General features: G+C 63.0%; 18 protein-coding genes. 3 read left to right on the top strand and 15 right to left on the bottom strand.

Annotation, left to right across the window (positions count from 1 at the left end; genetic code table 11):
• Positions 1 to 149 precede the first annotated feature (149 nt).
• The 9 genes from FGL95_RS26855 to FGL95_RS26815 all read right to left on the bottom strand — a co-directional run bounded on the left by FGL95_RS26855 (position 150) and on the right by FGL95_RS26815 (position 13,157).
• The gene (locus FGL95_RS26855) at positions 150 to 1,841 is read right to left on the bottom strand and encodes a DUF885 domain-containing protein (protein WP_169593128.1); all 1,692 of its coding nucleotides are present in this window, start codon (positions 1,839 to 1,841) and stop codon (positions 150 to 152) included.
• 24 nt (positions 1,842 to 1,865) lie between these two features.
• On the bottom strand, positions 1,866 to 4,793 hold the full coding sequence (locus tag FGL95_RS26850) for an AMP-binding protein (RefSeq protein ID WP_169593127.1): 2,928 nt from the start codon (positions 4,791 to 4,793) through the stop codon (positions 1,866 to 1,868).
• Positions 4,794 to 4,874: 81 nt separating this feature from the next.
• Positions 4,875 to 5,471, bottom strand: a complete 597-nt coding sequence (locus FGL95_RS26845; RefSeq protein WP_420838093.1) for a hypothetical protein — start codon at positions 5,469 to 5,471, stop codon at positions 4,875 to 4,877.
• A gap of 2 nt (positions 5,472 to 5,473) precedes the next feature.
• A complete protein-coding gene (locus tag FGL95_RS26840; protein ID WP_169593125.1) occupies positions 5,474 to 7,138 on the bottom strand; it encodes an ABC transporter family substrate-binding protein in 1,665 nt (554 codons plus the stop codon).
• A gap of 6 nt (positions 7,139 to 7,144) precedes the next feature.
• Entirely contained in the window at positions 7,145 to 8,809 is a 1,665-nt protein-coding gene (locus FGL95_RS26835) for an ABC transporter family substrate-binding protein (RefSeq protein WP_169593124.1), read from the bottom strand.
• 51 nt (positions 8,810 to 8,860) lie between these two features.
• Positions 8,861 to 10,717, bottom strand: a complete 1,857-nt coding sequence (locus FGL95_RS26830) for an ABC transporter ATP-binding protein (protein WP_338080039.1) — start codon at positions 10,715 to 10,717, stop codon at positions 8,861 to 8,863.
• Complete coding sequence (locus FGL95_RS26825; protein ID WP_169593122.1) at positions 10,714 to 11,640, bottom strand: ABC transporter permease subunit; 927 nt, start codon at positions 11,638 to 11,640, stop codon at positions 10,714 to 10,716. The genes FGL95_RS26830 and FGL95_RS26825 overlap by 4 nt, the downstream gene beginning before the upstream one ends.
• Positions 11,637 to 12,614, bottom strand: a complete 978-nt coding sequence (locus tag FGL95_RS26820; protein ID WP_169593120.1) for an ABC transporter permease — start codon at positions 12,612 to 12,614, stop codon at positions 11,637 to 11,639. The genes FGL95_RS26825 and FGL95_RS26820 overlap by 4 nt, the downstream gene beginning before the upstream one ends.
• A 60-nt stretch (positions 12,615 to 12,674) precedes the next feature.
• Positions 12,675 to 13,157, bottom strand: a complete 483-nt coding sequence (locus tag FGL95_RS26815) for a DUF4190 domain-containing protein (protein ID WP_169593119.1) — start codon at positions 13,155 to 13,157, stop codon at positions 12,675 to 12,677.
• Positions 13,158 to 13,278: 121 nt separating this feature from the next.
• Between FGL95_RS26815 and FGL95_RS26810 the strand changes: the two genes are divergently transcribed.
• Positions 13,279 to 14,109, top strand: a complete 831-nt coding sequence (locus FGL95_RS26810; RefSeq protein WP_169593117.1) for a Cof-type HAD-IIB family hydrolase — start codon at positions 13,279 to 13,281, stop codon at positions 14,107 to 14,109.
• Positions 14,110 to 14,116: 7 nt separating this feature from the next.
• Here FGL95_RS26810 and FGL95_RS26805 read toward each other — a convergent pair whose 3' ends face one another.
• Positions 14,117 to 16,219, bottom strand: coding sequence for an N-acetylmuramoyl-L-alanine amidase (locus FGL95_RS26805; RefSeq protein WP_169593115.1), 2,103 nt, complete (start codon positions 16,217 to 16,219; stop codon positions 14,117 to 14,119).
• 295 nt (positions 16,220 to 16,514) lie between these two features.
• Here FGL95_RS26805 and FGL95_RS26800 point away from each other — a divergent pair, with 295 nt between their 5' ends.
• Positions 16,515 to 17,870 carry a SpoIID/LytB domain-containing protein gene (locus FGL95_RS26800; protein ID WP_240963317.1) on the top strand — a complete coding sequence of 452 codons (1,356 nt, stop codon included), beginning with the start codon at positions 16,515 to 16,517 and terminating at the stop codon, positions 17,868 to 17,870.
• A gap of 52 nt (positions 17,871 to 17,922) precedes the next feature.
• Here the strand turns inward: FGL95_RS26800 and FGL95_RS26795 are convergent, their stop codons facing one another.
• From FGL95_RS26795 to FGL95_RS26780, 4 genes are all read right to left on the bottom strand, one after another.
• The gene (locus FGL95_RS26795; RefSeq protein WP_169593112.1) at positions 17,923 to 18,675 is read right to left on the bottom strand and encodes a hypothetical protein; all 753 of its coding nucleotides are present in this window, start codon (positions 18,673 to 18,675) and stop codon (positions 17,923 to 17,925) included.
• Positions 18,676 to 18,698: 23 nt separating this feature from the next.
• The gene (locus FGL95_RS26790) at positions 18,699 to 21,017 is read right to left on the bottom strand and encodes a TPR repeat domain-containing protein (RefSeq protein WP_169593111.1); all 2,319 of its coding nucleotides are present in this window, start codon (positions 21,015 to 21,017) and stop codon (positions 18,699 to 18,701) included.
• Positions 21,014 to 21,325: a hypothetical protein gene (locus FGL95_RS26785; protein WP_169593109.1), complete on the bottom strand. Its 312-nt coding sequence runs from the start codon at positions 21,323 to 21,325 to the stop codon at positions 21,014 to 21,016. Before FGL95_RS26785 ends, FGL95_RS26790 begins: the two co-directional genes overlap by 4 nt.
• Before the next feature lie 103 nt (positions 21,326 to 21,428).
• Positions 21,429 to 21,893, bottom strand: a complete 465-nt coding sequence (locus tag FGL95_RS26780) for a MarR family transcriptional regulator (protein ID WP_169593107.1) — start codon at positions 21,891 to 21,893, stop codon at positions 21,429 to 21,431.
• Positions 21,894 to 21,951: 58 nt separating this feature from the next.
• Between FGL95_RS26780 and FGL95_RS26775 the strand changes: the two genes are divergently transcribed.
• Positions 21,952 to 23,154: an FAD-dependent oxidoreductase gene (locus tag FGL95_RS26775; RefSeq protein ID WP_169593106.1), complete on the top strand. Its 1,203-nt coding sequence runs from the start codon at positions 21,952 to 21,954 to the stop codon at positions 23,152 to 23,154.
• A gap of 1 nt (position 23,155) precedes the next feature.
• Here the strand turns inward: FGL95_RS26775 and FGL95_RS26770 are convergent, their stop codons facing one another.
• Complete coding sequence (locus FGL95_RS26770) at positions 23,156 to 25,219, bottom strand: AMP-binding protein (protein WP_169593104.1); 2,064 nt, start codon at positions 25,217 to 25,219, stop codon at positions 23,156 to 23,158.
• Positions 25,220 to 25,285: the final 66 nt, after the last annotated feature.

The following is a 25,285-nucleotide window of genomic DNA, read 5'->3' as shown; positions in this document are numbered from 1 at the left end:
ACCGATCTGGGCATGAACTGATCCAAGCCCGGTCTCAGGTGCCATCACCTACGCATCCAACAACCTGTCCCACATGTGGGTAGACATCAGATGTCCCACATGTGTCGAGACTGGACAGAGTCCAGAGACTCCTAAAAGACTCACGAGGGCTAGGCGGCGGCGGTCGCCCACCAGGCTTCGACGCGCGCGGTGAGTACCGGCAAGCTGACGGTCGCGGCGCCGAGGACGACGTCGTGGAAACCTTTCAGCGAGAAGCGATCGCCGAGCCGTTTCTCCGATTCGGCACGCAGCCGCAGGATTTCACGCTGACCGACCTTGTAGGCCAGCGCCTGACCGGGCATTCCGATATAGCGGTCCACCTCGGTGACGATCTCGTCCCTCGCCACCGGCGCGTGCTCGATCATGAAGTCGATCGCTTGCTGTCGGGTCCAGCCCATCGCGTGCAGGCCGGTGTCGACGACCAAACGGCACGCGCGCCAAGAGTCGCTCGCCAACATGCCGAGCCGGTCCAGATCGCTACGGTACAAACCCATTTCGTCGGCAAGCCGCTCGGTGTAGAGCGCCCACCCTTCGACGAAGGCAGTCTGGCCGAACGACAACCGCCGAAATGCCGGCAACTCGGCGCGTTCGGCGGCGATTGCCAACTGCAAATGGTGGCCGGGAATCGCCTCGTGGAATGCGATCGACGCGGTCTCGGCTCGGCCCTTTTCCGCCGGCTCATGCAAGTTGACGTGGTATTCGCCTGGCCTGCTGCCATCCGGAGCCGGGGGCGTGTAATAGGCGGCGGGCGCATCCGCGGCGAGGTACGCGGGGACCGGTGTCAGCACGCACGGTGCCTCGGGCAGTATCCCGAACCAGTCGCCCATCGCGGCGGTCGCGCTGTCGAGGCACTCCTTGGCGTTGGTCAGAATTTCCTCGCTGTCGCGATAGCGCAGACCAGGATCGTTGAGCAGGCGGTCGAAGATTTCGGCGAGGTCGTCGGTGCCGAACTCGCGCAACCCGATCTCTCGAAACTGCCCTGGCAGGACGTCGAGGACTTCGCGCCGCCCGATCTCGTGCAGCTGCTCGGCGGTCAGATCCAGACCCGTGTGCAGCGCGATGAGAGTGCGGTACAGGCCGAGACCGTCTGGCAGCCAACACAATCCCGGCTGATCGTTCGAACGTCCGGCAGGGAGCAATTCCTCGGCGAGGATCGTTCGGTACCTGGTGAACGCCGGGCGAAGGTGGTCGCGAACGGCCGCCGAAAGCTCACCGCGCCACTCTTGCTCGCCGTCCCAGTCCGGCGGACCGCTCATCTTGACGAACGGGTCCGATTCGATCGGCGACGCAAGGTAGCCGTCGACCTGGTTGAGTGACCGTTCGATGTTGATCCGTGCCGGAGTGCGCCCTGACGCGAGACCATAGCGAAAACGTGTTGCGGCTTGATCGAGCATCACGGCCAGGCGTTGCACTCGAGTGACTGCCATGGCCGCGTATTTCGGCTCGGGCGCACTCAACTGACCTGCTGTGATGAGCAGATCGGCGTGTACGCCCTGCATTTGGTCGGAGCGCAACTCGATGAGCGAACTGTCGATGACGGTGACGTTGTTTCGCAGTTCGTCGAGCAACAGCGTTCGAGTGACACGGTCGGTCTCGTCGAGTTCCGCCTCGTCGATGTCGTCGACCTGCTTGATCAGCGTCATCCACGCTTCGCGTTGGTCCTGGTCGGCGTCCGGCGACAGATCGTCAACTCGGTCGTCGAATCGATGCTCTCCGACAAACGTCGCGAACAACGGATGTGCAGCGAGGAAAGCCTCCCAATAACTGTCAGCGAGTTCGCGCAATCGGAGGGCGGAAGTCATCCCTACATGCTGCCAGCGGGCGCGTCAGGGAAACCACCTTTTGCGGACTGTTCGAGTGAAAGGCGCATACAGACCGGTCGAGTCGTCGCGATAGAACACGACACGCTTCGCGGTGGAGGCCGGAATCGCTTTGTCGCGCAACGGTCCTGCGATAGGCCGATGGAACTCCGTCATCGGGATCTCGTTGACGACACCCACCAACGAGGGACGGCTGGTCGCATCGAGACCGGCGAGCGCGCTGTCGAGGTCCGTGGCGGTCAGGGTTTCGCCCTCACACAGCACCACGGCCGTGACCGCCATATCGCGGCCCGCAGGTGCGGGCAGGTTGTAGGTGATCGCCAGATCGACGGCGGGAAGCTTGCCTATCGCTGCGGTGATCGGCAGCGAGTAGACGACGCCGTCATTGGTGCGGACAAGCGTATTCAGCAAGTCGATCAGCCAGTGGTCACCGTCGGCGTCGCGGCGGACGAGGCTGTCGCTGGAGAACCAACGGTCGTCGCGTTCGAAGACGTTGCGAAGCGGCGGCGCAGTGGTGGCCGATGCCGGACCGATGCGGGCGAGTAGCAACCCGACTTCGTCGACGCCACACTCGATCGCGTAACCGTCCGGCCCGGTGACGATTTCACCCGCCTCCGCGTCCCAGCGGACCACGCGCACTTCGGCGCTGCCCGGCAGTGGACGACCGAGCGATCCAGGTTTGCCTGCATCGATGTTCGCCAGGATCGCCTCGCCCTCGCTCGTCGCCCAGAAGTCGAGGACACCTGCCGGCGCGAAGCGTTCGACCACTCGACGCAACAAGCTGCGCGGAATGCCGGACCCGACGAAGAACCGAATCGAGTGGTCGTGCTCGCCAGGATGCGGCGGTGCGTTGACGAGGTCGCGTAGCTGCGCCCACGTGTACGAGACGATCGTGACGCCGTACCGACGGATCTCCGACCAGGACGTCTCCGGATCGAGTCCGCTTGCCATTGCCAGCCGTGCACCACCGGCGGCGGCGCCACCCACACTGGTCAGCAGGCCGGACGGATGGTGCAGCGGGTTGATGCTGTAGACGGTGTCGGCGTTGGTCAGCATCGCCGATGTGGCCATGCCGAACGCCGAAAGAGCGAAGCGGCCGTTCGTGATTCGCAGCACGCGGGGATGGCTGTAGTCACCGCCGAACAAGATGAACGCGAGATCGCCGCCCTTGCCGGGATTCGGGGAGTACCAATCGGGAACGCGCACATCGTTGCCCGGTCGCTCCAGAGTCGGAGTGTCGTCGACGGTTTCGCCGGGCCGGTCGAGGACGAACGAGTGAACGGGTCGGCCACCGGTGTCGACGTCGGCGTGCTCGGGGTCGGTGATCACGCGAACCACCTCGCCGAGCTCGAGCTCGAGCAGCGTGTCGCCGCCCGGCCTGAGCATCACAGCGACGGCGCCGATTCGGTTCAGCGCCGCGATGACGCCGAGTGCGGTGGGACGAGTCCCCATCAGTACGCCGACGTGTTCGCCCGCTCGGACCTTCTCGTTGAGCAGGCCCTTTACGACGTTATCGATGCGGTCCTTGACGTCGGCGTAGGTGAAGGCGCGGTCTTCGAACAGGAAGCACACATTTTGCGGCGCCCGGCGCGCCTGCTCGTCGAAGAGCAGGGCCAACGACAGCCGAGTGTGTTCGTCGATCCGCCGAATCCGGCTGAGCCGCCGAGACTGCGTCGAGGTGACCTTCGCGAGACGCCCGAAACCGCGAGCCGACTTGGCGGCGGAGTTGACCAGCGACCGCGCCGCTGCCGTGCCTGCCGCGACAACCAGGTCCACGCGCTCCGACGGTGCCGGCGCGACCGGCGGTGCAGGTTCGGCTGTTTCGCTGCCGACCAGCGAGATCGCCTCAGGGGGAGCGCCCTCGCGGCCACCGCTGACCCAGGCAATCCACTCCGCGACCACCGGCCACGTCTTCGTCATCGCAGACTTGCCGACGACAAGCCCGAAATGCCCCGCGAGCAGCGACATCTCGTAGATGTCCGGCCGCGGAGCTGCTTTTCGAATGGGCCGCACAGCGTCCGGGGGCGCGATCTCGTCAGCTTCGCCGACAAACGTCAGCACCGGCGAGTCGATATCCGCAAGCGTGACCAGCTGATCGCCGATCGTGAACCCACCCTTGAGCATTCGATTGTGAACGAGGAACTGATTCATGAACTCGGCCAGCGCGGGTCCTGGCCAAGCGACCCAACCGTCACTCATCAAGTACCGCCGCTGGCCTTCGCGGGGGAGCAGGGCCTCGCGGTCGTGCAGTGCCATCAGGAAGTCGGTGCGCTGCTGCAGCGACTTGACCGGATCGAGCAACCGGAACCCGGTGCGCGTCGCCCAACCCGGGACGGACGTTTTCCGCAGCACATTGTCCGCGAGAAAGCCGGCGCCCTTGACTGCGACGTTTTCCGGAATGCCGAGGGGAATTGCGCCGCGCAAGTCGATCGGACTCCCGAACGTGATGAGGCTGGCAATTCCCTTGCTGCGCCGGTACGCCGCGGTTTGGTAGCAGAACATGCCGCCTTGCGAATACCCCGCGAGGTGGACGTCGCGGCCGGTGACTTCACGCACCTTGTCGACGGCTTCGCTGACAGCGACGACGTGGTCGGCGAGGTCGCGTTCCAGGCCGCCGGGTTCCTTCTCCGGCGAGCCGAAATCGACGAGCCAGGGATCGATGCCGTGCGCGCGGAGCGTACGGACCGCACTCGCCTGTGGCGACACGTCGTACACGTCGGCGGTCAGCATGAGTGGTGGCACCAGCAGGACCGACTTGTCGAGCGGCGCCTCCGTCGGGAAGTAGCGGCGTAGCCGGTAGACCCGGCTGTGCGCCACGACCGCGTACGGTGCTGGCTCCTCGCCGGTTTCCAGCCCGCCCATCCGAGCAACTTCGAGTGCGTTCGTGACCGTAGCGCTGATCCGTCCCGACACCTTGCGGAGTGGTCTCTTCATCCGCCAGATCATTCCACCGACCCACCCCTGGTCGTGAGTCTTTTAGGAGTCTCTGGACTCCTAAAAGACTCACAAGAGAAATTAGGAGGGGTCGGAACCGTTGATCGCGGCCAGCCAGATTGCGACGACCGCCGCGACGCACGTTGCGCCCGCAAATGCAGTGACACCACCGCCGTCGACGTACACCCACATCACTCCGATGAACGGTGCCGCGATCGCTTGTTGCGCATCGAGAGTCAGCCGGCGCAACGGGCTGGCTGCGGTGTGCGCGCGGGCCGCGCCATCGGGATCCGGTCGAGTCGGGTTGTCGATCAACTTGCCAGGCGGCTCCGAATGCCGAACTCGCCCAGCGGGGTACAGCCGGGGAAACGTGTTCGTCGGCGTCGGCAGTGTGACCAGCGCTGGATCGAAGTACACCGGCGTCCACGTGCCTTGATGCTCGATCCACGAGCGGCTGGTCAGCCCGTGTTGTTGCCGAACCCGCCGAATGGACTGGTCAGGTGGCACTCGGCGCTGCGCCATGAGCACCCGGAACGCGGTGTAGCCGACGATCGCGACGGCAACCGTGACGATCGCGCTCAGCTGATCGAGCGTTGCAGGCACTGCGAGGACGCAGCAGGTGGCGAGCGCACCTGCTGCGACCGTCAGCGGATAGGTGAGGGGGCGGTCAGACCCCAAGCTCACTTGATGAAACCGGCCTTGATGTAGTTGGGTTGCGCGAGACCGAAGGCGCCGTAGTTGGCGAGGTTGTCGCGAACCGCGACGTTGCCTGCGGACTGGAACAGCGGAATCGAGTGGACTTCCTCGAAGATCTTCCTGTCGATTTCGTTGGCCAGGTCGATGGCCTTTGCGGGATCGAGTTCGCCCGTCACTTCTTCGATCATGGCGTTGAGTTCCGGTGATCCGATTCGAGCCATGTTCTGTCGGATCTCGTCCGGCGAATAGGAGTAGATCGACTCGATCGACCCGATCGGGTACGCACTGCCGGACCACGAGAACTGGCTGATGCCGAAACGGCCGGGTTGCAGGTGGTCAGTGAAGAGTCCTTGCCCGGGAACAGGATCGATCGTGAGCTTCACACCGATCTTCTGCAGGTTCTGCTGCATGATCTGCGCCATCTGAATCCACGAATCTTGCTGGTACATCACGTCGCTGATCTCGAGCTTGCGGCCGTCCTTCTCGCGGACATCGCCGACGAGCTTCCAGCCGGCTTCGTCGAGCAGCTTTGCCGCCGCATCGGGATCGAACGCGACGGGCGCACTGTTGTCCTGGTAGCCCGGCTGACCATGGAGGAAGACGTGGTTGTTCAGCGGCTTCGGGTTCTCGACAATTCCGGTTTGGATTGCAGTCGCGATCGCTTGCCGGTCGATGGCTTTCGCGACGGCGGTCCTCACCACCGGATCCTCGAGAATCGAGCCCTTCCCGCCGTTGAACGTGACCTGAGCCCAGTAGTTGCGCGGTGCGCGGCGGAGCACGATTCCGCGGTCCTTGGAGTTCTGCGCCGTCTTGATGTCGTCGATGCTGGACACCGAAATCGCGTCGAGCTCGTTGTTCTGCAATGCCTGGAGCCACGCGGAAATGTCGAGCGAGCTGAAGGTGATCGTGTCCAGCCTCGGCTTCTCGCCCCACCATTTCGGATTTCGACTCAGCACAACGCGGTTCTGGCCCTTGTCGTACGAGCTGATCAGGAACGGACCTGCGGTGATCGCGATTCCGTCGCGCAGCCCGTTGTTGAATGCGTCAGGAGTCGCCGTGTATTCCTTCGGCAGCAAGGTGCCGTATTGGCCCGACCAGTCGCCGTAGTTCTTGTTGTACGTCAGAATGGCCTGCTGATCGTCGACGCCGCGCTCGACCTTTTCGACACGGTCGAAACCACTGTTCGCGCTCACGACAAAGTCTTTGTTTTTGCCGCTGAGCGCCTCGGCCTGCGATTTCAGATCTTCCCAGGTGATGGGCCGACCGTCGGACCACACAGCCTTCGGGTTGATCGTGTACGTCACCTGCTGCGGATTGGTACTCGTCAGCTTGATATCGGTGAAGTAGTCGTGGTCGATGAACGGTTCGCCCGCTTTGTCGACCGACGTCGATTCGGGGAGCACCGGAGACAGGATGTTCGTGAGTTCACCGTCGCTGTCGATGTGCAGGGGGTTGAACGTCTCCGGGTAATGCGTCAGCGCAAGCCGAAGATTTCCGCCGTCCTTCAGAAGGCTCGGATCCATCGGATTGATGTCGTTGGTTGCGCCCAACTCACCCGAGCCTGCCGGACCGAGATCGTTGGACGAGCTGCAACCCGACAGCACAAGTCCGAGGGCGACGAGGGGTACAGCAACCGTGCGCAGTTTCATGAGTGCCTACTTTACGAAGCCGATTTTGGTGTAGTCGATGAATGGCCAGGTCAGGCCGAAAGCCCCGTAGTTTGCGACATTGTCGCGAACGGCGCGGTTGCCGGACCACTGGTAGAGCGGGAGTGAGAAACCTTCTTCGAACACTTTGCGATCGACTTCGTTGGCGAGTTCGCGCGCTTTCGCCTCGTCCAGTTCGGAGTAGGTGCGATCGATCAAGTCGTTCAGCTCGGGTGATCCGATTCTGCCGTAGTTGCCTTGCAGGTCGTCCGGATCGTACGAATAGATCTGCTTCAAGCCGTCGAACGGGAAGACGTTACCGACCCACGAGAATTGCACGATGTCGAAATGCCCCGGCTGGACGACATCGGTGAAGTAATTGTTGCCAGGCTGCGGCTGCAGCACCACTTTGACGCCGACCGCGCTGAGGTTGTTCTGCACGATCTGGCCGATCTTCGTCCACTTGTCGGTGTTGTAGAAGACATCACGAATCTCTAGGACCTTTCCGTCCTTCTGCCGAACACCGTCGACGAGCTTCCAGCCGAGATCGTCCAGCTCCTGCGCAGCCTTGTCTGGATCGAAGCGAATAGGCGAGGAGTTGTCCTGGTACCCCTCTTGGCCGTTGAGATAGATGTGATTGTCGAGCGGAGCGGGATTGTCGGTCAGCCCGTTCTCGATTGCGGTGGCGATGCCTTTGCGGTCGATGGCTTTCGCGATCGCAAGCCGCAGCTTCGGGTCGGCCAGCACAGACCCCGATGCCCCATTGAACGTTATATGCGAAAAAATGAGGTTCGGGGCGCGGCGAATGACGACGTTGCGCGCACTCTGCGCGGTCTTGAGCTGGTCGATCGTGACCAGGTCGTCGGATGCGTCGATCTCGTTGTTCTGCAAGGCCGGAAGTACCGCATCGTCGGCGAGCGCGATGAACGTGATCTTGTCGAGTTTCGGTTTTGCACCCCACCACAACGGGTTTCGGGCGAGCACGACGCGCTGCTGACCCTTGTCTATCGAGTCGATCTTGAACGGGCCCGACGAGATCGGCAGATTGTCGAGTAAGCCCGTGTTGAAGGCCTCGGGAGTTGCCGTCGCCGATTTGGGATACAGCGGCAGGTACTGGCCCTTCCAGTCCGCAAAATGCTCCGAGAAGGTCAGGACGGCTTGGCGATCGTCGACCCCTTTCTCGACCTTCGCGACGCGATCGAAGCCGGAATTTCCCGCGATGAGGAATTCCTTGTTCCGGCCGCTCATCGCCTCCGCTTGGCTCTGCAGGTCTTCCCACGTGATCGGCGATCCGTCCGTCCACACCGCCTTCGGGTTGATCGTGTACGTCACGACCTGCGGATCTTTGCTGGTCAACTCGATGCTGGTGAAATAGTCGGTGTTGAGTGTCAGGGTTCCGTCGGGATTGGCGAAGTAGGCCGAAGGCAGCGTCGGCGTAATCACGGACGTCACGTCGTGGTCGTTGCCGTCGTTGGACAGCCTGTTGAAGTTCGCGGGGAACGACGCCAGCGACAGACGCAGATTGCCGCCGTCGGCAAGTTCGCTGGGATCCTTCGGGTTGATGTCGATCGATCCGAAGCTCGACGGTCCGACCGGGGCGACAGTGTCGCTGCTACAGCTCGACAGGACGAGACCTAAGGCAACCAGGGGAACGGCAACAGTCCGTAGTCTCATCAACTTCGCCTCTCTGGTCCCACATCGACCGCGTTGACGTGCAGAGTAGCGCTACGGCGACACCGGCGTCGGGATCGCCGCGATCAGGGCTTGCGTGTACGAGTGGCTCGGGGCGGCGAAAACGTCACGCGCCGTCCCGAATTCGACAATCTTGCCCTTGTGCATCACCGCGACGTCGTGGGCGATGTTTCGAACCACCGACAGATCGTGTGACACGAACAGATAGGTGAGGTTGCGCATCGCCTGCAGGTCGCGCAGCAGGTTGAGGACACCCGCCTGGATCGACACATCCAACGACGACACCGGTTCGTCGAGCACCAGCAGCTCCGGGTCGAGCGCGAGAGCTCGCGCGATGCTGATGCGCTGCTTCTGGCCGCCGGAGAAATCGGCAGGGTAACGGTCCGCGTGTTCGCGGCGCAGACCGACCAGGTCGAGGAGTTCGGGTACGCGAGAACGGATTTCCGCGCGGCTACGGCCGTGTGCCCGCAACGGTTCGGCGATGACGTCGAAGATCGGCAAGCGAGGATCCAGCGACGACGTTGGGTCCTGGAACACGATCTGCATCTTGCGCCGGATTTCGCGGCGGCGCTCTTTGGTCAAGCCGGCAACCGGGGTGCCCAGCACTTCGATGCTGCCGCCCTCGGGTTCGGTCAGGTTGAGGATCTGGGTCAGCGTCGTCGATTTGCCCGACCCGGATTCGCCCACCAGCGCGAGCGTCCGGCCGGCGCGCAATTCGAAGCTGATGCCGTCGACGGCCTTGATCTCACCGACCTTGCGGCGGAACACGATGCCTTTGGTGAGCGGGAACGTTTTGACGAGGTCGGTCACCTTGAGCACGACGTCACTGGTCGCCGGCGTCTCGTCGGCTTCCACCTCGCTCATCTCGTCGCGGTAGGCCTGGAACAGGTCTTTCGACGTTGTCTCGTCGCTGCGGATGCAGGCAACGAGATGGGAGGGCCCGATTTCGGACAGGTTGGGTTCGGCGGTCCGGCAGTCGTCGATCACCAGCGGGCAACGCGGAGCGAACGAACATCCAGCAGGCAAGGCGTGCATCGCAGGCGGCGCACCTTTGATGGGGATCAGCGGCGCCCGCAACGGTCCGTCGAGGCGCGGGATCGCGCCGAGCAGACCGACGGTGTACGGCATCCGAGGTTTGGCGAAAAGCTCCGCGACAGGCGCTGATTCGACGATTCGTCCCGCGTACATGACGACGACGCGGTCGGCGAGCGTCGCGGCAATTCCCATATCGTGGGTGATCATGATGACGCCTGCACCGGTGATGTCGCGCGCCTTGCGGAGCAAGTTCAGAATCTGAGCTTGCACAGTGACGTCGAGCGCGGTCGTGGGCTCGTCGCAGATGATCAGCGATGGGTCGTTGGCGATGGCGATCGCAATGACCACGCGCTGACGCATGCCGCCGGAGAACTCGTGCGGAAACGCCTTGGCCCGGGCCGTCGGATCGGGGATGCCGACCAGATCGAGCAACTCGACAGCCCGCTCTCGCGCCTCGGCACCGTTTTCGGCAGCACCGTGGACAAGCAGCGCTTCGGCGATCTGGTCGCCGACCCGATAGACCGGCGTCAGCGCCGAGAGTGGATCTTGGAAGACCATGCTGATCGACTTGCCGCGCAGTTTCGACAGTTCCCGGTCGCCGAGCCCGAGAAGTTCCTTACCGCGCAACCGAATCGAGCCGCTGACGCGAGCATGGTCGGGTAGCAGGCCCATCACGGCGAGCGACGCTACCGACTTGCCGGAGCCCGACTCCCCCACGACTGCAAGGACTTCGCCGTCGGCGACGGAGTAGTTCACGCCCCGGACCGCGTCGATCCGGCCTTCCTCACCGGGAAAGCTGACGCGCAAGTCCGCGACGTCGAGCAACGTGGCCTTGGCAGGCGACGGGCCCGTCACTTCGCGTCCTTCCGCTTCTTGCGGGCACCCTTGGACGTCGGGTCGAACGCATCACGCAGACCGTCGCCGACCAGGTTCGCCGACATCACGGTCAAGACCAACAACCCGCCGGCGAACATGAACAGCCACGGATAGGTCGACGCCGATTTCGTTCCCTCGCCGATCAATGTGCCGAGCGAGATGTCGGGCTTCTGCACGCCGAAACCGAGGTAGCTCAGACCGGTCTCCGCGAGGACCGCCGAGCCGACGTTGAGGGTGGTATCGATGATGAGGATCGACGCCACGTTCGGAATGATGTGGCTGGTGATGATCTTGCGCGTTGGTACGCCCATATACCGTGCGGCCTGGACGAATTCGCGTTCGCGCAAACTCAGGGTCATGCCGCGCACGATGCGAGCGGTAATCATCCAACCGAAGATCGACAACAGCAGGATGAGGAGCGCGATCGACTCGTTCGCCTTCACCTTCGGCGTGAAGATCGCGATGATGATCAGGCTGGGAACGACGAGCAGCAGGTCGATGACGAACAGAATGACCTTGTCGGGCCAGCCACCGAGATACCCGGCGAAGGCGCCGACCAAGGCGGCGATCGTCGTCGTGAACAGCGCTACGCAAAATGCGATGATCAGCGACTTCTGCAGGCCGCGCATCGTTTGGGCCAGGACGTCCTGACCGATCTGCGATGTGCCGAACGGATGCCGCCCGCTCGGCGGTTGAAGCAGTGCGGTGTAGTCGAGTTGCTCGTAGTCGTACGGAATGAAATGCGGCACGGCGAACGCTGCGACATACAGCGACACGAGGATGATCGCACCGACAATGGCCGGCTTGTTCCTGATGAACCTCCGCAAGACCAGCGCGCCGCGTCCCCTTGCCGCTGGACCTGCCGGGTCCGATCCCCTTGTTGCAAGCTCGATCTCGGTCACGACACCCGCACTCTCGGGTCGAGGGCAGCGTAAAGCACGTCCGACAGCAAGCCGGAGAGCAGCACGATCAGGCCGATGAACGACGTGACCGCGGCGACGATGTTCGTGTCCTGGCTGTCGATGCCGAACTTGATCCATTCGCCGACGCCATGCCAGCCGAAGATGTTCTCGATGAACACCGCGCCTGTGACGAGCCCGCCGAACCCGTAAGCGAAGAAGGTCGCCATCGGGATCAGCGCGGTCCGCAGACCGTGTTTGATCAACGCCCGACCGCGAGTGAGGCCTTTGGCGCGAGCCGTTCGAATGAAGTCACTCGACAGCACATCGAGCATCGCGTTGCGTTGATAGCGGCTGTAGGCGGCGATGCTGGTCAGTGCGAGCGCGACGGTCGGGACGACAAGGTGTTGCAGTCGGTCCGTCACCTGTGGCCAGAAGCCCTCGATCGCATTCGCCGACGTCTGGCCGGTGAACTGGAAGAACTGCTCACCGGTCGCGGCATTGAATTCGATCGCGCCGGTCTTGAGCAGCGCAGCTGTGAGGAAGACGGGAGTGCTCAAGATCAACAACGACAGAGCTGTCGTGAAGTAGTCGCTGAACTTGTACTGGCGAATCGCCCCGGCGGCGCCTATCAGCACGCCGAAGACCGCGCCGAGGATCGAACCTACGAACAGCAACTGCAAACTCACACCGATTCGTCGGCCGAGTTCCTCGGATACCGGATGCCCGGTGTTGGTCTTACCGAAGTCGCCATGGACCGCACCGGCCAGCCAACTCGCATACCGCTCCGGAATGGGGTCGTTGAGCCGCAACTCCTCGGCCTTCGCGTCGATCGTCGATTGCGGCGGTCGCGGACTTGCCTGCTCGTAGCGGTCGAGCGGGCGGAACGTGAGAGACGCGAGGCTGAAGGTCAGAAAGGATGCCAACAACAGCAGGACGGCGTAATTGAGCGCTCGTCGTAGGAGAAAGCCTGCCATCGGACCCTTTCGTGCACGGAATGGTGGTGATGCTACGACACGCCGCCACCCCCGGCACGCTTAAGTCGACGCGGTCAGCGCTGCAAACAATCCGATGTAGAACAGCCAGAAGATCAGCCAAGCGCCGGTCACGATGTAGCCGAGAATCAGCCCTGCCAGCGCCATCCCCTCGCCCTGCTCCCCCGTCTGGGCGATCTGCGACTTGGCAATGTGGCCGAAAATGATCCCCAAGATCGATGTGATGCCACAGAACACGATTCCGACGACACCCATCACCAGCGCGGTGATCGCGAGTCCGTTGGTCTTGGTCGCCGGGGCGCCATAGCCGTAATTTGGCACCGGCGCTGCGTAATACGGCTGTTGACCGTAGGGCTGCGCGGCGTACGGATCGGGCTGACCGTAAGGCTGCGGCTGCCCATACGGCTGAACTTGGCCGCCGTAGGGGTTCGACTGGGCATAAGGATCCGCCGGCGGGAGATACGGGTCCTTGTACGGATCCGACGGCTGGCCATAGGGATCCGGGCCATACGGCGGAGTGCTCATGTTTCCCCCAGGGTCCTTTGGGTACGAAAAGTAAGTATGACAGGCGAGATCGCTTGACGTAGTGCGTGCCTCCGCGGTGGTAAGCACGCCTGCGCGATGACGGTCCGGCAGTATTGACCCGGTGCACCCCGATCGCGTACCGAAGCCACGACTCGTTGCAAGCGACGTCGACGGCACGCTGATAGATCACGAAGAGCGAGTCAGCGCGCGCACCAAAGCCGTCGTTGCTGCGCTCGTCGCCGACGGCGTGCCATTCGTGCTCGCGACTGGCCGTCCGCCGCGGTGGATCGCACCGGTCGTCGAAGGGCTCGGCTACGCGCCGCTGGCGGTGTGCGGCAACGGCGCCGTCGTGTACGACAGCAACACCGACCGGGTGATCAGCGCCCAGTCCCTCGACGTCGAGACGTTGACGTGGGTCGCCGAGGTCGCTCTCGAAATTTTGCCTGGGTGCGGACTGGCGGCAGAACGAGTAGGTGCAAGTGCGCACGACGCGGCCACGCCGCAATTCGTCAGCTCGCCCGACTACGAACATGCGTGGCTCAATCCCGACAACACCGAAGTGTCGTTGGCCGAGGTACTCGCCGCGCCAGCGATCAAACTCCTGATTCGCCTCGCATCGGCCCAGAGCGAGTCGATGCGGGCGGCGCTGGCTCCCCTGGTCGGCGACCGCGCTGCCATCACGTACTCCACCAACAACGGATTGATCGAGATCTCGGCGCCCGAGATCACCAAGGCTGCGGGCCTGGCGAAAGTTGCTGAGCGGCTCGGTGTCCCGCATTCCGGAATCGTCGCGTTCGGCGACATGCCGAACGACGTTCCGATGCTGCGGATGGCTGGTCACGGCGTCGCCATGCAAAACGCGCATGCGGACGCACTCGCCGCTGCCGACGAGATCACCGCCGCCAATATCGACGACGGTGTCGCGAAGGTGCTCGAGCGTTGGTGGTCCTGACGCAGAGTCAGTTCGGCGGGTTGTTGTAGTTCTCCTCGTAGGAATCGTTGTAGGTCTTGACCAGCGTCGACACGAATCCCGTCACCTGATTGAAGATCAGCGAACCGTGCTGGAAATCGACTCGAACACCTTCGGGGACTGGGATCTCGTCGGTCAGAGGCAGTCCGAGCGCGCTCGCGTCGAGCCCTAGCTGGAGGAATTGCTCGAGGATCCTGCCGACAACGGTGACGATCTTTCCGCCCGGCGCCGAGTAGATGAAGCCGTTGGCGAACTTTGCGTACTGCTGACCGTCCTTCGCAGGGAGCAAGCCGGACAACGCTGCCCCCAATCGCCCTTGTTCGCCACCTTCAGCTACCCAGCGCTGCGCGATCGGGTGCGTGTCGGTTGCGCGGACCAGCTCGGTTGGCAGCGGCGACGGGCGAGTTTCGACTGGGGCGGGTGGCGCGACGGTCACAGGGGATTCCGGAGCGACCTCGACCTCGGTCGACGGCGTGGGTCGGCGGGGGACCACTGGCGCAGGTTCGGACACGTCGTTCGAGGCGTCGATGAACGTCTCCGCGATGTCCCGAATTTCGTCCATCTTCTCGTACGCCAGCTCGCCGGGGCAATCGGTGTTTCCGACGTCACGGTGGGCGAAAATGACTGGTAGATCTACCTCTTCACCTTCGGCGAACGGCGTGAATTCGGTGCCTTCGGAGTACATCACCGTCGTGCCCTTGGGGTCGAGGTTTGCGCTCTTGAGCCGCCAGCCGATGAACGAGCCGATCGCATTCAGCGTCGCCGCGGTCGGCTCGACCTCGTCGTAATTGCCCATCATCGCAACGCCGACCGTGTTCTCGTTGAAGCCGCCGGCGTGCGCACCCTGGACAGCCTTGTCCAGGCCACCTGCGCGGCCTTCGAAGATCTGTCCGTACTTGTCGACGAGTGCGTTGTAGCCGATGTCGCACCAGTCCAGCGTTTGGGCGTGATAGGCGTAGATCGCGCGGACGATCTCCGCGGATTCGGCTTTCGTGTAGTCGTTGTTTCCGGCCGTATGGTGCACGGTCGCACCACCGATGAAGTCGTCGTAATCCGGGTTCTGGCAGCGAATCGACTCGTCGGCTCCCCACTGTTCGCGGGTGATCACCTTCGGTCCGCCATGGGGCAGCGGCTCGGCGATGTCGGACAGGTTGGCGTCGTCGGGCGCCGAGCCCGGGTCGATCAACGCGACGGACATGTCGTCAGTTACGTCGTCGCCCGGTGCGGGCTCTTCACGCAGCGGCTTGTTCACCGAGGCAGGCATGTAGCCGAGCGGCTCGGCCGGTACCGGTTCTGCCGCCGGCGTGGGTGCCGGAGGTGTGGCTTCCGTTGTCGGCGGAGTCGCCGGTGCCGGGGCGGCGGGTGCCTGCGGTGCTGTTGTTGCTGGCTCGGGATTCGCAGGAGCCGGAGGCGCGGGAGTCGGTGTCGTTGGTGTTGGTGTCGCCGGAGCCGCGGGAGCGACCGGCGGCTTCTCGGTCTTACGCGTCACGAGAACTTGCGCTGTCTTGGTCTCGCCGACATAGATCGGCTCGGTGCCGGTCTTCGTGCCAGGAGCGGTCGAGTCGGTGCGGCGGGTGTCGAGTTGCTCGGTCGACCACCAGGGACCCCAGGTGCCGTCCTCCTTCTTCACCCGGACCTTCGCATCGGCCGACGCGAGATTCTTTGCGGTCAAGGCGATCATGCTGAACGGAGTGTCGTGCGTGACCTCTTTCACGGTCGTGCCGACTCGGTCGACCACGCCGGGTGGAAGTTGGTCAGGGGTGACTGGTGTCGCCGGATCGATCAACCCGGGAATTTCGGGGATCGGCAGCGCTGAGGGGATCACGATCTCGTTCGGGAGCGGAAGGTTCTTGAGGTCGCTGAGCCGGAGGTCGGGTAGATCGAGGCCCGTGATGTCTTTCAGTGGGATGACGATGTCGGGCAGCGACGCGACGACGAGCTCGGCGATCTGCGTCGGTACCGCGCTCCGCTTGTCGTTGGCGTGAGTGACGTCGGTTGTCGGTCCCACTGTGTATGCCGCGATCGGACTCGCGACAGCGATCGCTGCCACTGCCCCCAGGACGATCGAAGGTTTCGGTCGGCGGTACGGCAAGAGTCTCTCCCATGGTTGTAGTCGGCGAACGGTGGAGCGTTTGCAGCAATGCGCCGATCTCATAGGTGCTCGAGATCGGTGTTGTCGCTCGCCTGTATCTGCAACGTCGTGGTATGCGGTTTTGTAATTGGGCCGTTACTTCTGTGACTTATGTTGCTTCTGAACACCTCGCAAGTCACACTAGTCACACCAGTCCCAAGACTCAACCTGAACTTGAGACTTCGTGTCGGATATTAGCCGTCCCATTTGTCGGTTGCGTCGCGACATGCCGAAGCCGAGCCAAGGAGCAGATCTCATGCGTGGAATCGATACCCGGCGATGGTTCGTGCGCGGACCAGGTGGCGCCTCACCCGGCCGAAAGAAGCGTTTCGTCGCAGGCAGACCGATCCGCAGTGGCTGGCGCCCGACAGCGTTGCGCTACGGCCTCTACGCGATGGCGCCGACTCTCATCGTCACCGGAACGCTTTTCGCCGTCGGTTCCAACCACCTGGTCCAGTCGACGGGACAGGTCGAGGATATTGCGGGTCGAGGCTCCGGACACGGTCGCGGTCTAGGGCAATACGGTGCTTTCGACTACGCGAAGGCCGGGTGGACCGCGGAGCAAATCGTCGCGCACTACTACCCCGACAGCACCCTCGGCACGTTCACTCCGGGCACGATCCTGGTCCGGCTGCAAGGCCGCGACGACAAACCGCTCGATGTCTATTCCGACACCGGCATGGTGGTCGCGGGCAGGCAGGTCGAAGCCGGTCAGGCCGCTCATCTCGAACCGTCGCCGGGTGGTGCAAATGTCGTAGTCACCGATAAATGCGGTGGCGATGTGGTGTGGCAGGCCGCCACTGACAACCCGTGGATCGATCCCGTCGACCTCGGCATCGATCGCCCCGCGAGCGAGCACCTGAAGTTGTGCGACGGCGACACCTCCTACCGCGGCGCCCTCGGTGTCGCAACCGAAGGCAACGCGCTACGGACCGTCAACTCGGTCGAGATGGAGGACTACCTTCGCGGCGTCGTGCCGAGGGAGATGGAAGCAGGCTGGGCCGACAAGGGCGGGGCGGAAGCACTTCGCGCACAAGCGATTGCCGCGCGGTCTTACTCGGCGGTCGAAAAGCGCTACGACTACGCACAGACGTGTGACACCACCGACTGCCAGGTCTACGGCGGGTCCGCAGGCGAAGATCCGCGCACCGATGAGGCGGTAGCGTCGACGAGCGGAGTCGTCTTGATGAAAGACGGCGCGATCCTTCGGGCCGAGTACTCCGCTTCGAGCGACGCCGACGGCACTGCCGAAGACAGTCTCGCCAAGGCCCCACCGATCGTGCCCGCCGCACCTGTCGTGCCCGACACGACATTGACGCCAGACGAGACGATCGTGCCCCCGGACGTCGCTGTAGCTCCTGAGCTACCGGCGACACCGCGAGTTCCCGTCGACCCGAGCATCGTGGTCGCCCCTGGCTCGGCGATCGACGCAAAATACCGTGAGGTCGGCGGCCTGACCTCGACCCTCGGCGCCCCCATCGGCCCCGAATTGCCGCTGCCCAAGCAGACCGGAAAGTTCCGCATCTTCACCAACGGAGCCATCATCTGGACTCCAGACGTCGGCGCCAAGGTTGTGGACCTGAGCTTCCTCCGCGAAGTCGGCGTCGAATAGCTTGTCAGTCTTTTCGGAGTCCAGGGACTCCGAAAAGACTCACAACGGAACATCATTCGGGATGGGATGGACCGATCCACTCCGGATACTGATGTGCGACCGGCATCGGCGGAAGCTCGAAGCCCGGTGGCGAAAGCATGTAATTATTCGCTGATCGAGTGAACGTAGGGAATTGTTTTTGCCACCAGTCCGCGCAACGACCAGGCAAATCAGCCTCTTGCCAGGACTGGAGTTCTACGATTCGCCACGTTCCGAAGACGTTCCAATCGGGCCGTCGGTGCGCGCGTGGATCTTTGCGAGAGGCCTCGGCATCTGGAATGCCCGCGACGCCCGGGGCATCGGCGGTGTTCACGAGGCGAATCCGATGGACTGTATTCAGAGACATTGGTCTGTTCTCCGGCTGCCGTTTGCCAGGAAACGTCAAGTAGCCGCAAACCGTGGCTGACACGCTCGTCGACGTGCCGGAGTAATCGGTCATGTACTCGAAGTTGGTGTGCGGACGCTGCCTGGCGAGGGCGAGGCTATCGGCTTCGATATGGTCGATTTGCTTGTTCCGCCGAACGTCCGGCCCCAGTGCGTCGGCAAAGCCCGGATACGAATTCTTAATCCCGACGTAGTAGCCGTAGATGCGCGTTTCCTGTGCGGCGCGCACGAGTTCTGCTCCACGGCTGAACAAATCGATGCCCTCGTCCGCAGACCACACGTGGTTGTACGGGATCACCGGCACGCCGCTCAGGCCGCGGGTTTCCTCGGAGTTCGTCGAACAGCCGGACGATGAGCAAACTGCAATCAGTGAGAGTGCCACGATGGTAAACCTAAATTTAGTCATCACTTGCCTGCGCCCCCGAAATGCGTGACTTGGTTGTAGGAATCCTCGAACTTGCCGAGATCCGCCGGATTGCCGAGAAGCCGAACCATTGTCTGGAACTGCCCAAGGTCATTCGGACGTTCACGCAAATCGAACTGAATCTCTTCCAAAGATCTGAGCCGCCCTGCCGCGTCGAACGCATCGGGAAAGGTATCTGGAAAGGTAGACGGGAGATGGTCCGCAGCTGCGTTCAAGATGCTGTAGTAGTGGCTATTTAGGTCCGGACCATTCAAGTCGGCGTGCTCTGCGTCGCCGGGCTCCTTGCCGATAATCCCCTCCTTGACCGAATCGCCAGCCATGTCCAGCAGTAGCCCAGCGGCCTCACCGTGCGGGCTCTTCTCGGCGGCGGCGCCGAGGAGTGTGCTCGCGATGTCGAACGCCTTGGACTGCCGTTCGTAGACCTCCTTCTCGTGCGCGTTCTTGTCGTTGTATTCGTCCTGAAGAGCCGCCTGCATGCCGGTATCCATCAGGCCGTCGAGTCGTCCAGCAGCGCTGAGGTACTGGCCAGCCTGTGGATCTCGGGGGTTCGCGGCGTATTCGCCCTCGTCGCGGATGATTTCCGCGATCGTCGCCTGAGTGAAGTATCCGCCCGCGTTGCTTCCTGAGTTCAGGACTGTGAACACGTTTCGGGATCCGGCGTAATCGTTGTGCCCTGTATTTGGGTTGAGCCACTCCGCGGTGTCGAATCCAGGCCTCGTCGGCTGGTCGACACCCGCCAGGTCCGGTATGTATGGGGCGAGTCCGTGCGAGATCGAGTTGAGCAACTCCGGATTACGTTGCCCGACCGATTCGGAGTTCTCTCCCTCGATGTTCAGCAGCGCCGCGGCCCCTTCGTCGGTGCTCATGTATTGCGCAACGGCCTGCATGATGTTGCCGGATCGCGTCGCTGCTAGGACGTCAGCGCGATTGTTGGAGTCTTCGACCGTTGAATCGTTCTCGGCGAATTCGAACAATGCCATCGCCGGTCGTTCGTTGGACCAGTTTCGAGTCAGCAGGTCGTGGACAAAATCGCCGCCGTGCTCGGTGTTCGCCAACGCCTGTTCGACCGCTGCTTTGTCTGGCGCGACGCTGCTGAATATGTCCTCGGTGATCGCCGTGTACAGGGCCTCGCCTGACCGGTCCTCACCTGAGATCGCAGGGTGCCCGTCGAAGAAGATGTATTCGTATGGCTTGTCGTCGTGGCTGGCCTGGGCGTCCAAATATTGCCGACCGACCTCGAGCAATCCGTGGTCCAACGCGCTGCCCGCCTTGTACTGGTCATCGCCTGCGGCAACCAGAAGAGCAATCGCCTGGTTGTCCTTGACGCCGTTCAAGTCGATTTGCGGGCGGACATCGCCAGGCGACATGCTGCCGTAAGTCCGGACTACAAGGTCGCGTCGCGTCAACGACTCCCGAATCTTCTGGGGCAGCAGGTCTGCACCACCGTTCGTGGGGCCTTTCGGGTCACCTTTGACCGAGGTGGTCACGCGCTCGTTGGAGATGATCTGCATTGCGTTCGCCAGCGCCGTGCGTGCGTTGGGTGGCAGTTGGGTCGCAATCGCCTGGATTTCCCTCGGCGACTTGCCGTCCAGTGACCGTGCGACTTGGTTGATGTACTCCATCTGCGAGGCGGGAATAGTGACCGGACCGTCGCCGGCCATCGAGGCGAGTTGCGTCGGTGTCAGCGTTCCCGCCTCGACGATCCGTTGTACCTGTTCGGGGGTCAGGGTGGCGGGGTTGGTCGCCAGGTCGTGACCGTCTTCGGCGCCTTGATCTGCGCCGAGCGTTTCGGCGCTCGTGAAGGTCGCGCGCAGGTCGTTGGTCGCCGTCTGCAAGTCCTGGTTGAGCTGCGCGTCGGCGTCTTCGGCCAGTTTGGCTTTGTCGCGCAGGGTGTTCTGAAGTTCGTGCATCAACTTGATGCGTTCGTCGGTCGGATCGGACTTGCTGTCGGACACGGTGAGATCGTCCGCGACGACGAACTTGTTCTCGACCGCGATTGCGAGGGTGTCTCGCGCGTCGCCCAAGTAGCGGCCGATCGATTCCGCGCCGAGCTTCGCCTTTTGGGCGACCGCGTCGAGCTTGTCGACGATCGCGTACGCCGTTTTTCGATCCGCGGTCGCCTGAGCCTGTGCCGCGTCGGCGGTGATGCCCTGCCAGTCGTGGTTGTTCACCGTGGTCACGGCATTCACGTAGTTCTCGAATTGCTCTTCGACCTTGCGGCCGACCGCCAGCCACGCCTCGCCGACATCGTTGAGCGCACTTGGATTCCAGGAATGAATGTCGTGCCGGGTCAGTGTCATGGCGCGGTCCAGTCGCCGATCGCATTGCGATATGCGCTGACCATCAGCTGGGCGTTCCGCTCGTCCTGGTCCTTGTATTCATTGGCGATATTGACCATGACGTCACCGGTTTCGGTGAGCCGCTCCTTTATGGCCGGAATTAGCGCCGCGTCGACGATCTGATTGGAAATCTCGATCGCGGTGCGCACCGACGGCATGACATCACCACGAATCGCGGTGCCCATCCCGATCCGGAATCCATCGGCTTCTTCCCCCAGTGCGTTGACCTTGCGCCCGAGATCCTGCAGGACGTCCAAGTCGACCTTCAATGTCCCCATGATTGGTTGGACGCGGCAACGGGCCGATCGGTTCCATCGGGTCGTGAGTCTTTTGGGAGTCCCTGGACTCCAAAAAGACTCACGAGGGTGGGGGTTACAGCGATCGAGTTGCCTGCATCTGCCGTTCGGAGACCTCGGTGAGGTAGCGCGCGATCGTGCGCAGTTGGTCGTCGTCGAACTCCTCCATCAGCTCGCGATTCAGCCGGATCAGCTCGTCGAAGTAGTGCAAGTTGTCGGTCGCAAATTGCGGATTGAACTCGACGAACACCTTGCGGCCGTCGCCCGGATGCGGGACCCGGCGTGCGGCGCCGATCTTCTCCAGCCGGCCGATCAGGCCCGTCACCGATGCGGGCGCCAGCCCGGACCGCTCCGACAGCTGACCTGCTGTGAGCGGTCCGTATCTGACGATCAGGTCGAGCGCCTTGCCGTCGGATTGATTGAGGCCCTGTAGCTCTGCGAGTCGCGTGTGAAACATCATCGCCGCCGTGCTGAGCATCCTGCCGCCCATCTCGACCGCCTGGATGAGTTTCTCCCGATCGGCGCTGTTCGCTGTTGACACACAAATACTCTAACGCATATATTTCGTTCGGCCAAACGAAATATATGGAGGAAGAGAAATGACGAGGGCATTGGTAGTTGGCGGGGGAATCGCAGGACCCGTCGTCGCGATGGCGTTGCAGCGAGCCGGGATCGAATCGACTGTGTACGAGCGGTATCCACACGCCGCCGCGGACGTCGGCGCATTCCTGACGTTCGCAGTGAACGGAATGGACGCGTTGCGGGCAATCGACGCGAATGGGGTTGTGACCGGGATCGGCTTCCCAACGCCCACACTCGTATTCCGTAGCGGAACCGGGAAAGTGTTGGGTGAGATACCTCTTGGCGGCAGTCTCGCCGATGGAACGGTCACCCAGACGATCAAGCGCGCCGAGATCTACGGAGCGCTGCAAGACGAGGCAGCGAGACGCGGCGTCGATATCGAGTACGGAAAGAAACTGATTGGTGCAGAGCAACTCCCAGGCGGCGGCGTTCGGGCGAGGTTCGATGACGGCTCGCATGCCGATGGCGATCTCTTGATCGGCGCCGACGGCATCAGGTCGACAGTTCGCAAACTGATCGATCCGGCCGCGCCGGAGCCGCGCTTTGTGCCCGTTCTGAACGTGGGCGGCTACGCCCGCGGAGTCGATGTGCCCGTCGGACCTGGCACGTTCGAGATGACCTTCGGCAAGCGATGCTTCTTTGCCTACGCAATCAACGAGAACGGCGAGATCTGGTGGTTCGCGAATCCACCGCGCAAGCGGCAGCCCTCACAGGCTGAACTGGAGGCGATCACCGACGCGCAATGGCGCGATGAGCTGCGCGAACTGTTCGCCAAAGACAACGGTCCGGCGCAGGCGATCATCGATGCGACGCCCGGTGAGATCAGGGCATGGCCGACGTTCGACATGCCGAAAGTCAAGACGTGGCACAACGATTCGATGATCATCATCGGTGATGCGGCACATGCGGCTTCGCCGTCGTCGGGGCAAGGGGCGTCGTTGGCGATCGAGGACGCGGTGATCCTCGCCAAGTGCTTGCGCGACGACCGCGACATTCCGACCGCGTTCGCGACCTATGAAGGCCTGCGTCGTGACCGGGTGGAGAAGATCGTCGAATCTGCGGCGCGGACGAGCAACAGCAAGGCTGCCGGACCGGTCGGTCGAGTGCTACGTGACCTCTTCATGCCCGTCTTCCTGAAGAAGATGGCGAAGGGTGGCGACAAGTCCGCGGCATTCATGTTCGACCACCACATCGACTGGGATGCACCGGTTTCGGTATGACCTAGCTGGTAGGGGCGATGAGCATCCGCTTGAGGATCTTGCCAGTTGCGTTGCGTGGCAAGGCCTTCAGAAAAGTGACGTCGCGGGGGACCGAGAACCGGCTGAGCCGATGGTGGATATACGACGTCACCATGTCCTGGTCGAGGCGAGCGCCGTCACGCGCGACCACGAACGCGACCAACCGCTGGCCGTATTCGTTGTCCGGCACGCCGACGACGGCGACTTCGCTGACCTGGGGAAGGTGCGAGAGCGCCTCCTCCACCGGGCGCGGAAAGACGTTCTCGCCACCGGAGATGATCATCTCGTCATCGCGGCCGGACACGAACAGCCGACCGTCGGCGTCGAGATAGCCCAGGTCACCGGTGTCCATCAGGTTCCCTGCGATGGGTGGCGGTGCGGCATCGGTGTAGCCGTCGAAGAGCATGTCGTTGCCGACGAAGATCCGGCCGACGCCGCCGGTCGGTAGGGGAGTGCCCGTCTCGTCGAGGATCGAGACTCTCGTCCCCAGCGGTGGCCGCCCGGCGGTGGTCGGCGCGGCGCGCAGATCGGCGGGGTCGGCGATCGTGGCCCACGACACCTCGGTCGACCCGTAGAAGTTGTACAGAACGTCGCCGAAGGTGTCCATGAAGTTCGTGACGAGCGAGCCCGACATCGGCGAACCGCTGCTCGCAACAACCCGCAAGCTCGACGTGTCGTACCGCGACCGGACCGATTCCGGAAGGTCGAGGATTCGCTGCAACATCACAGGAACCGCGACCAGTGAGGTACACCGGTGCACCGAAATTGCCCGAAGGCAGTCTTCGGCGTCGAAGCGATCCTGGAGGACGACGGTCGACCGGAGCGGCGTGCTGATCTGCAGCGCAGCGAGACCCCAGCTGTGGAACAGCGGCGCGGCGATCAGCATCGTCTCGTTCATCTGCAACGGCATTCGGCTCAGCATTGCCGCGACGGTGCCGAAGCCTTTCGGCGTTGGGCGGCGAGCGCTTTTCGGGCTGCCGTTGGTCCCGGACGTCAAGACGACCAGGCGGCCGGGGTCGCCCGCCTTGAGCGAACTCGGCGGCGCCAACGCAATGATCTCGTCGACCGTTGGTCGTCCCATTGTCGTAGACGTCGGCGCTGTGCTGATCATGGTCAGACCGGGGCGCAGATATTGGATGACCGACTCGAATTCTTGGTCAACGAAAATCGCGGTCGGGTTGTGCCGCGCTAGCACCTCTTCGATCTGGCGGGCGCCGAGGCCGGTGTTCAGCAGGATCAGGTCGACGCCGAGCTTCCCGCACGCGACCATGCACTCTACCATGGTCGTGTGGTTTCGCGCCATGATCGCGACTGTGCTGCCTGCGCTCGCGCCGATCGACGGCAACGCCGATGCGAGCCGGGACGTTCGGTCGTGCAGCTCGGCGAAGGTCCGCGATCCCCGCGCGTCGGCCAGCGCGATGTGCTTCGGCGACCGCGCGGCGGCCGCGGCGAAACCACCCGCGAGGGTAAAGCCCCACTTCGCAAGGGAATTGAGCTGGCGTATCCCGCGGTCGGGGCGGGCGGCCCGGACGACCCCGGTTTTGACCATTGTCTTCGCGATGCTCAGCTGCAGTGACTTGTAATCGCCGGTGTTCGTGACCTCGGACGTCGGGTTACCGGCCAAGTAGTCGTCGATACGCCCGATGCCGTCGCGCGCCCAGTCGACGAGGTCGAAGTTCGCGAAGCGAGCGAGGTCTTGGTGGGTCAGGCCGGCTTTGAAGAAGGTGGCGACGATTCTGGTCTTTTCCGGCCCGACTTCGGCAAGTCGTATCGATACGAAGCCGCCCGTATCGAGGTTTTCGACATTGAAGCCTTCGCCGGCCTTGCCCGCGACGACGCGGAGTCGGACGGTGCGTGCAGGAGCATTCGGTGGTCCGACGAGCGCCGCATAGACCGCGGGTACGCCAGGCTGCTCCTCGGAGACGCGCTCACAGACGCCGATTCCCCGAAAAAACCGGGGGTACCAATCGGGGACGCTCAGGTATTCCCAGATCTCGTGACGCGGATGTTCCAGCAGAACATCGATATCGATAACGTCGGATAGCACTGAGCGGTCCTGTCGGTAATGGCCCCCACATCGAAAATGGTGCGTACGGGTGTATTTGTACTGACT

The sequence above is a fragment of the Antrihabitans stalactiti genome, assembly GCF_012932915.1.
GTDB lineage: Bacteria > Actinomycetota > Actinomycetes > Mycobacteriales > Mycobacteriaceae > Antrihabitans > Antrihabitans stalactiti.
Note: the sequence above shows the minus strand (reverse complement) of the source record. Positions and strands in the feature narration are given on the sequence as shown.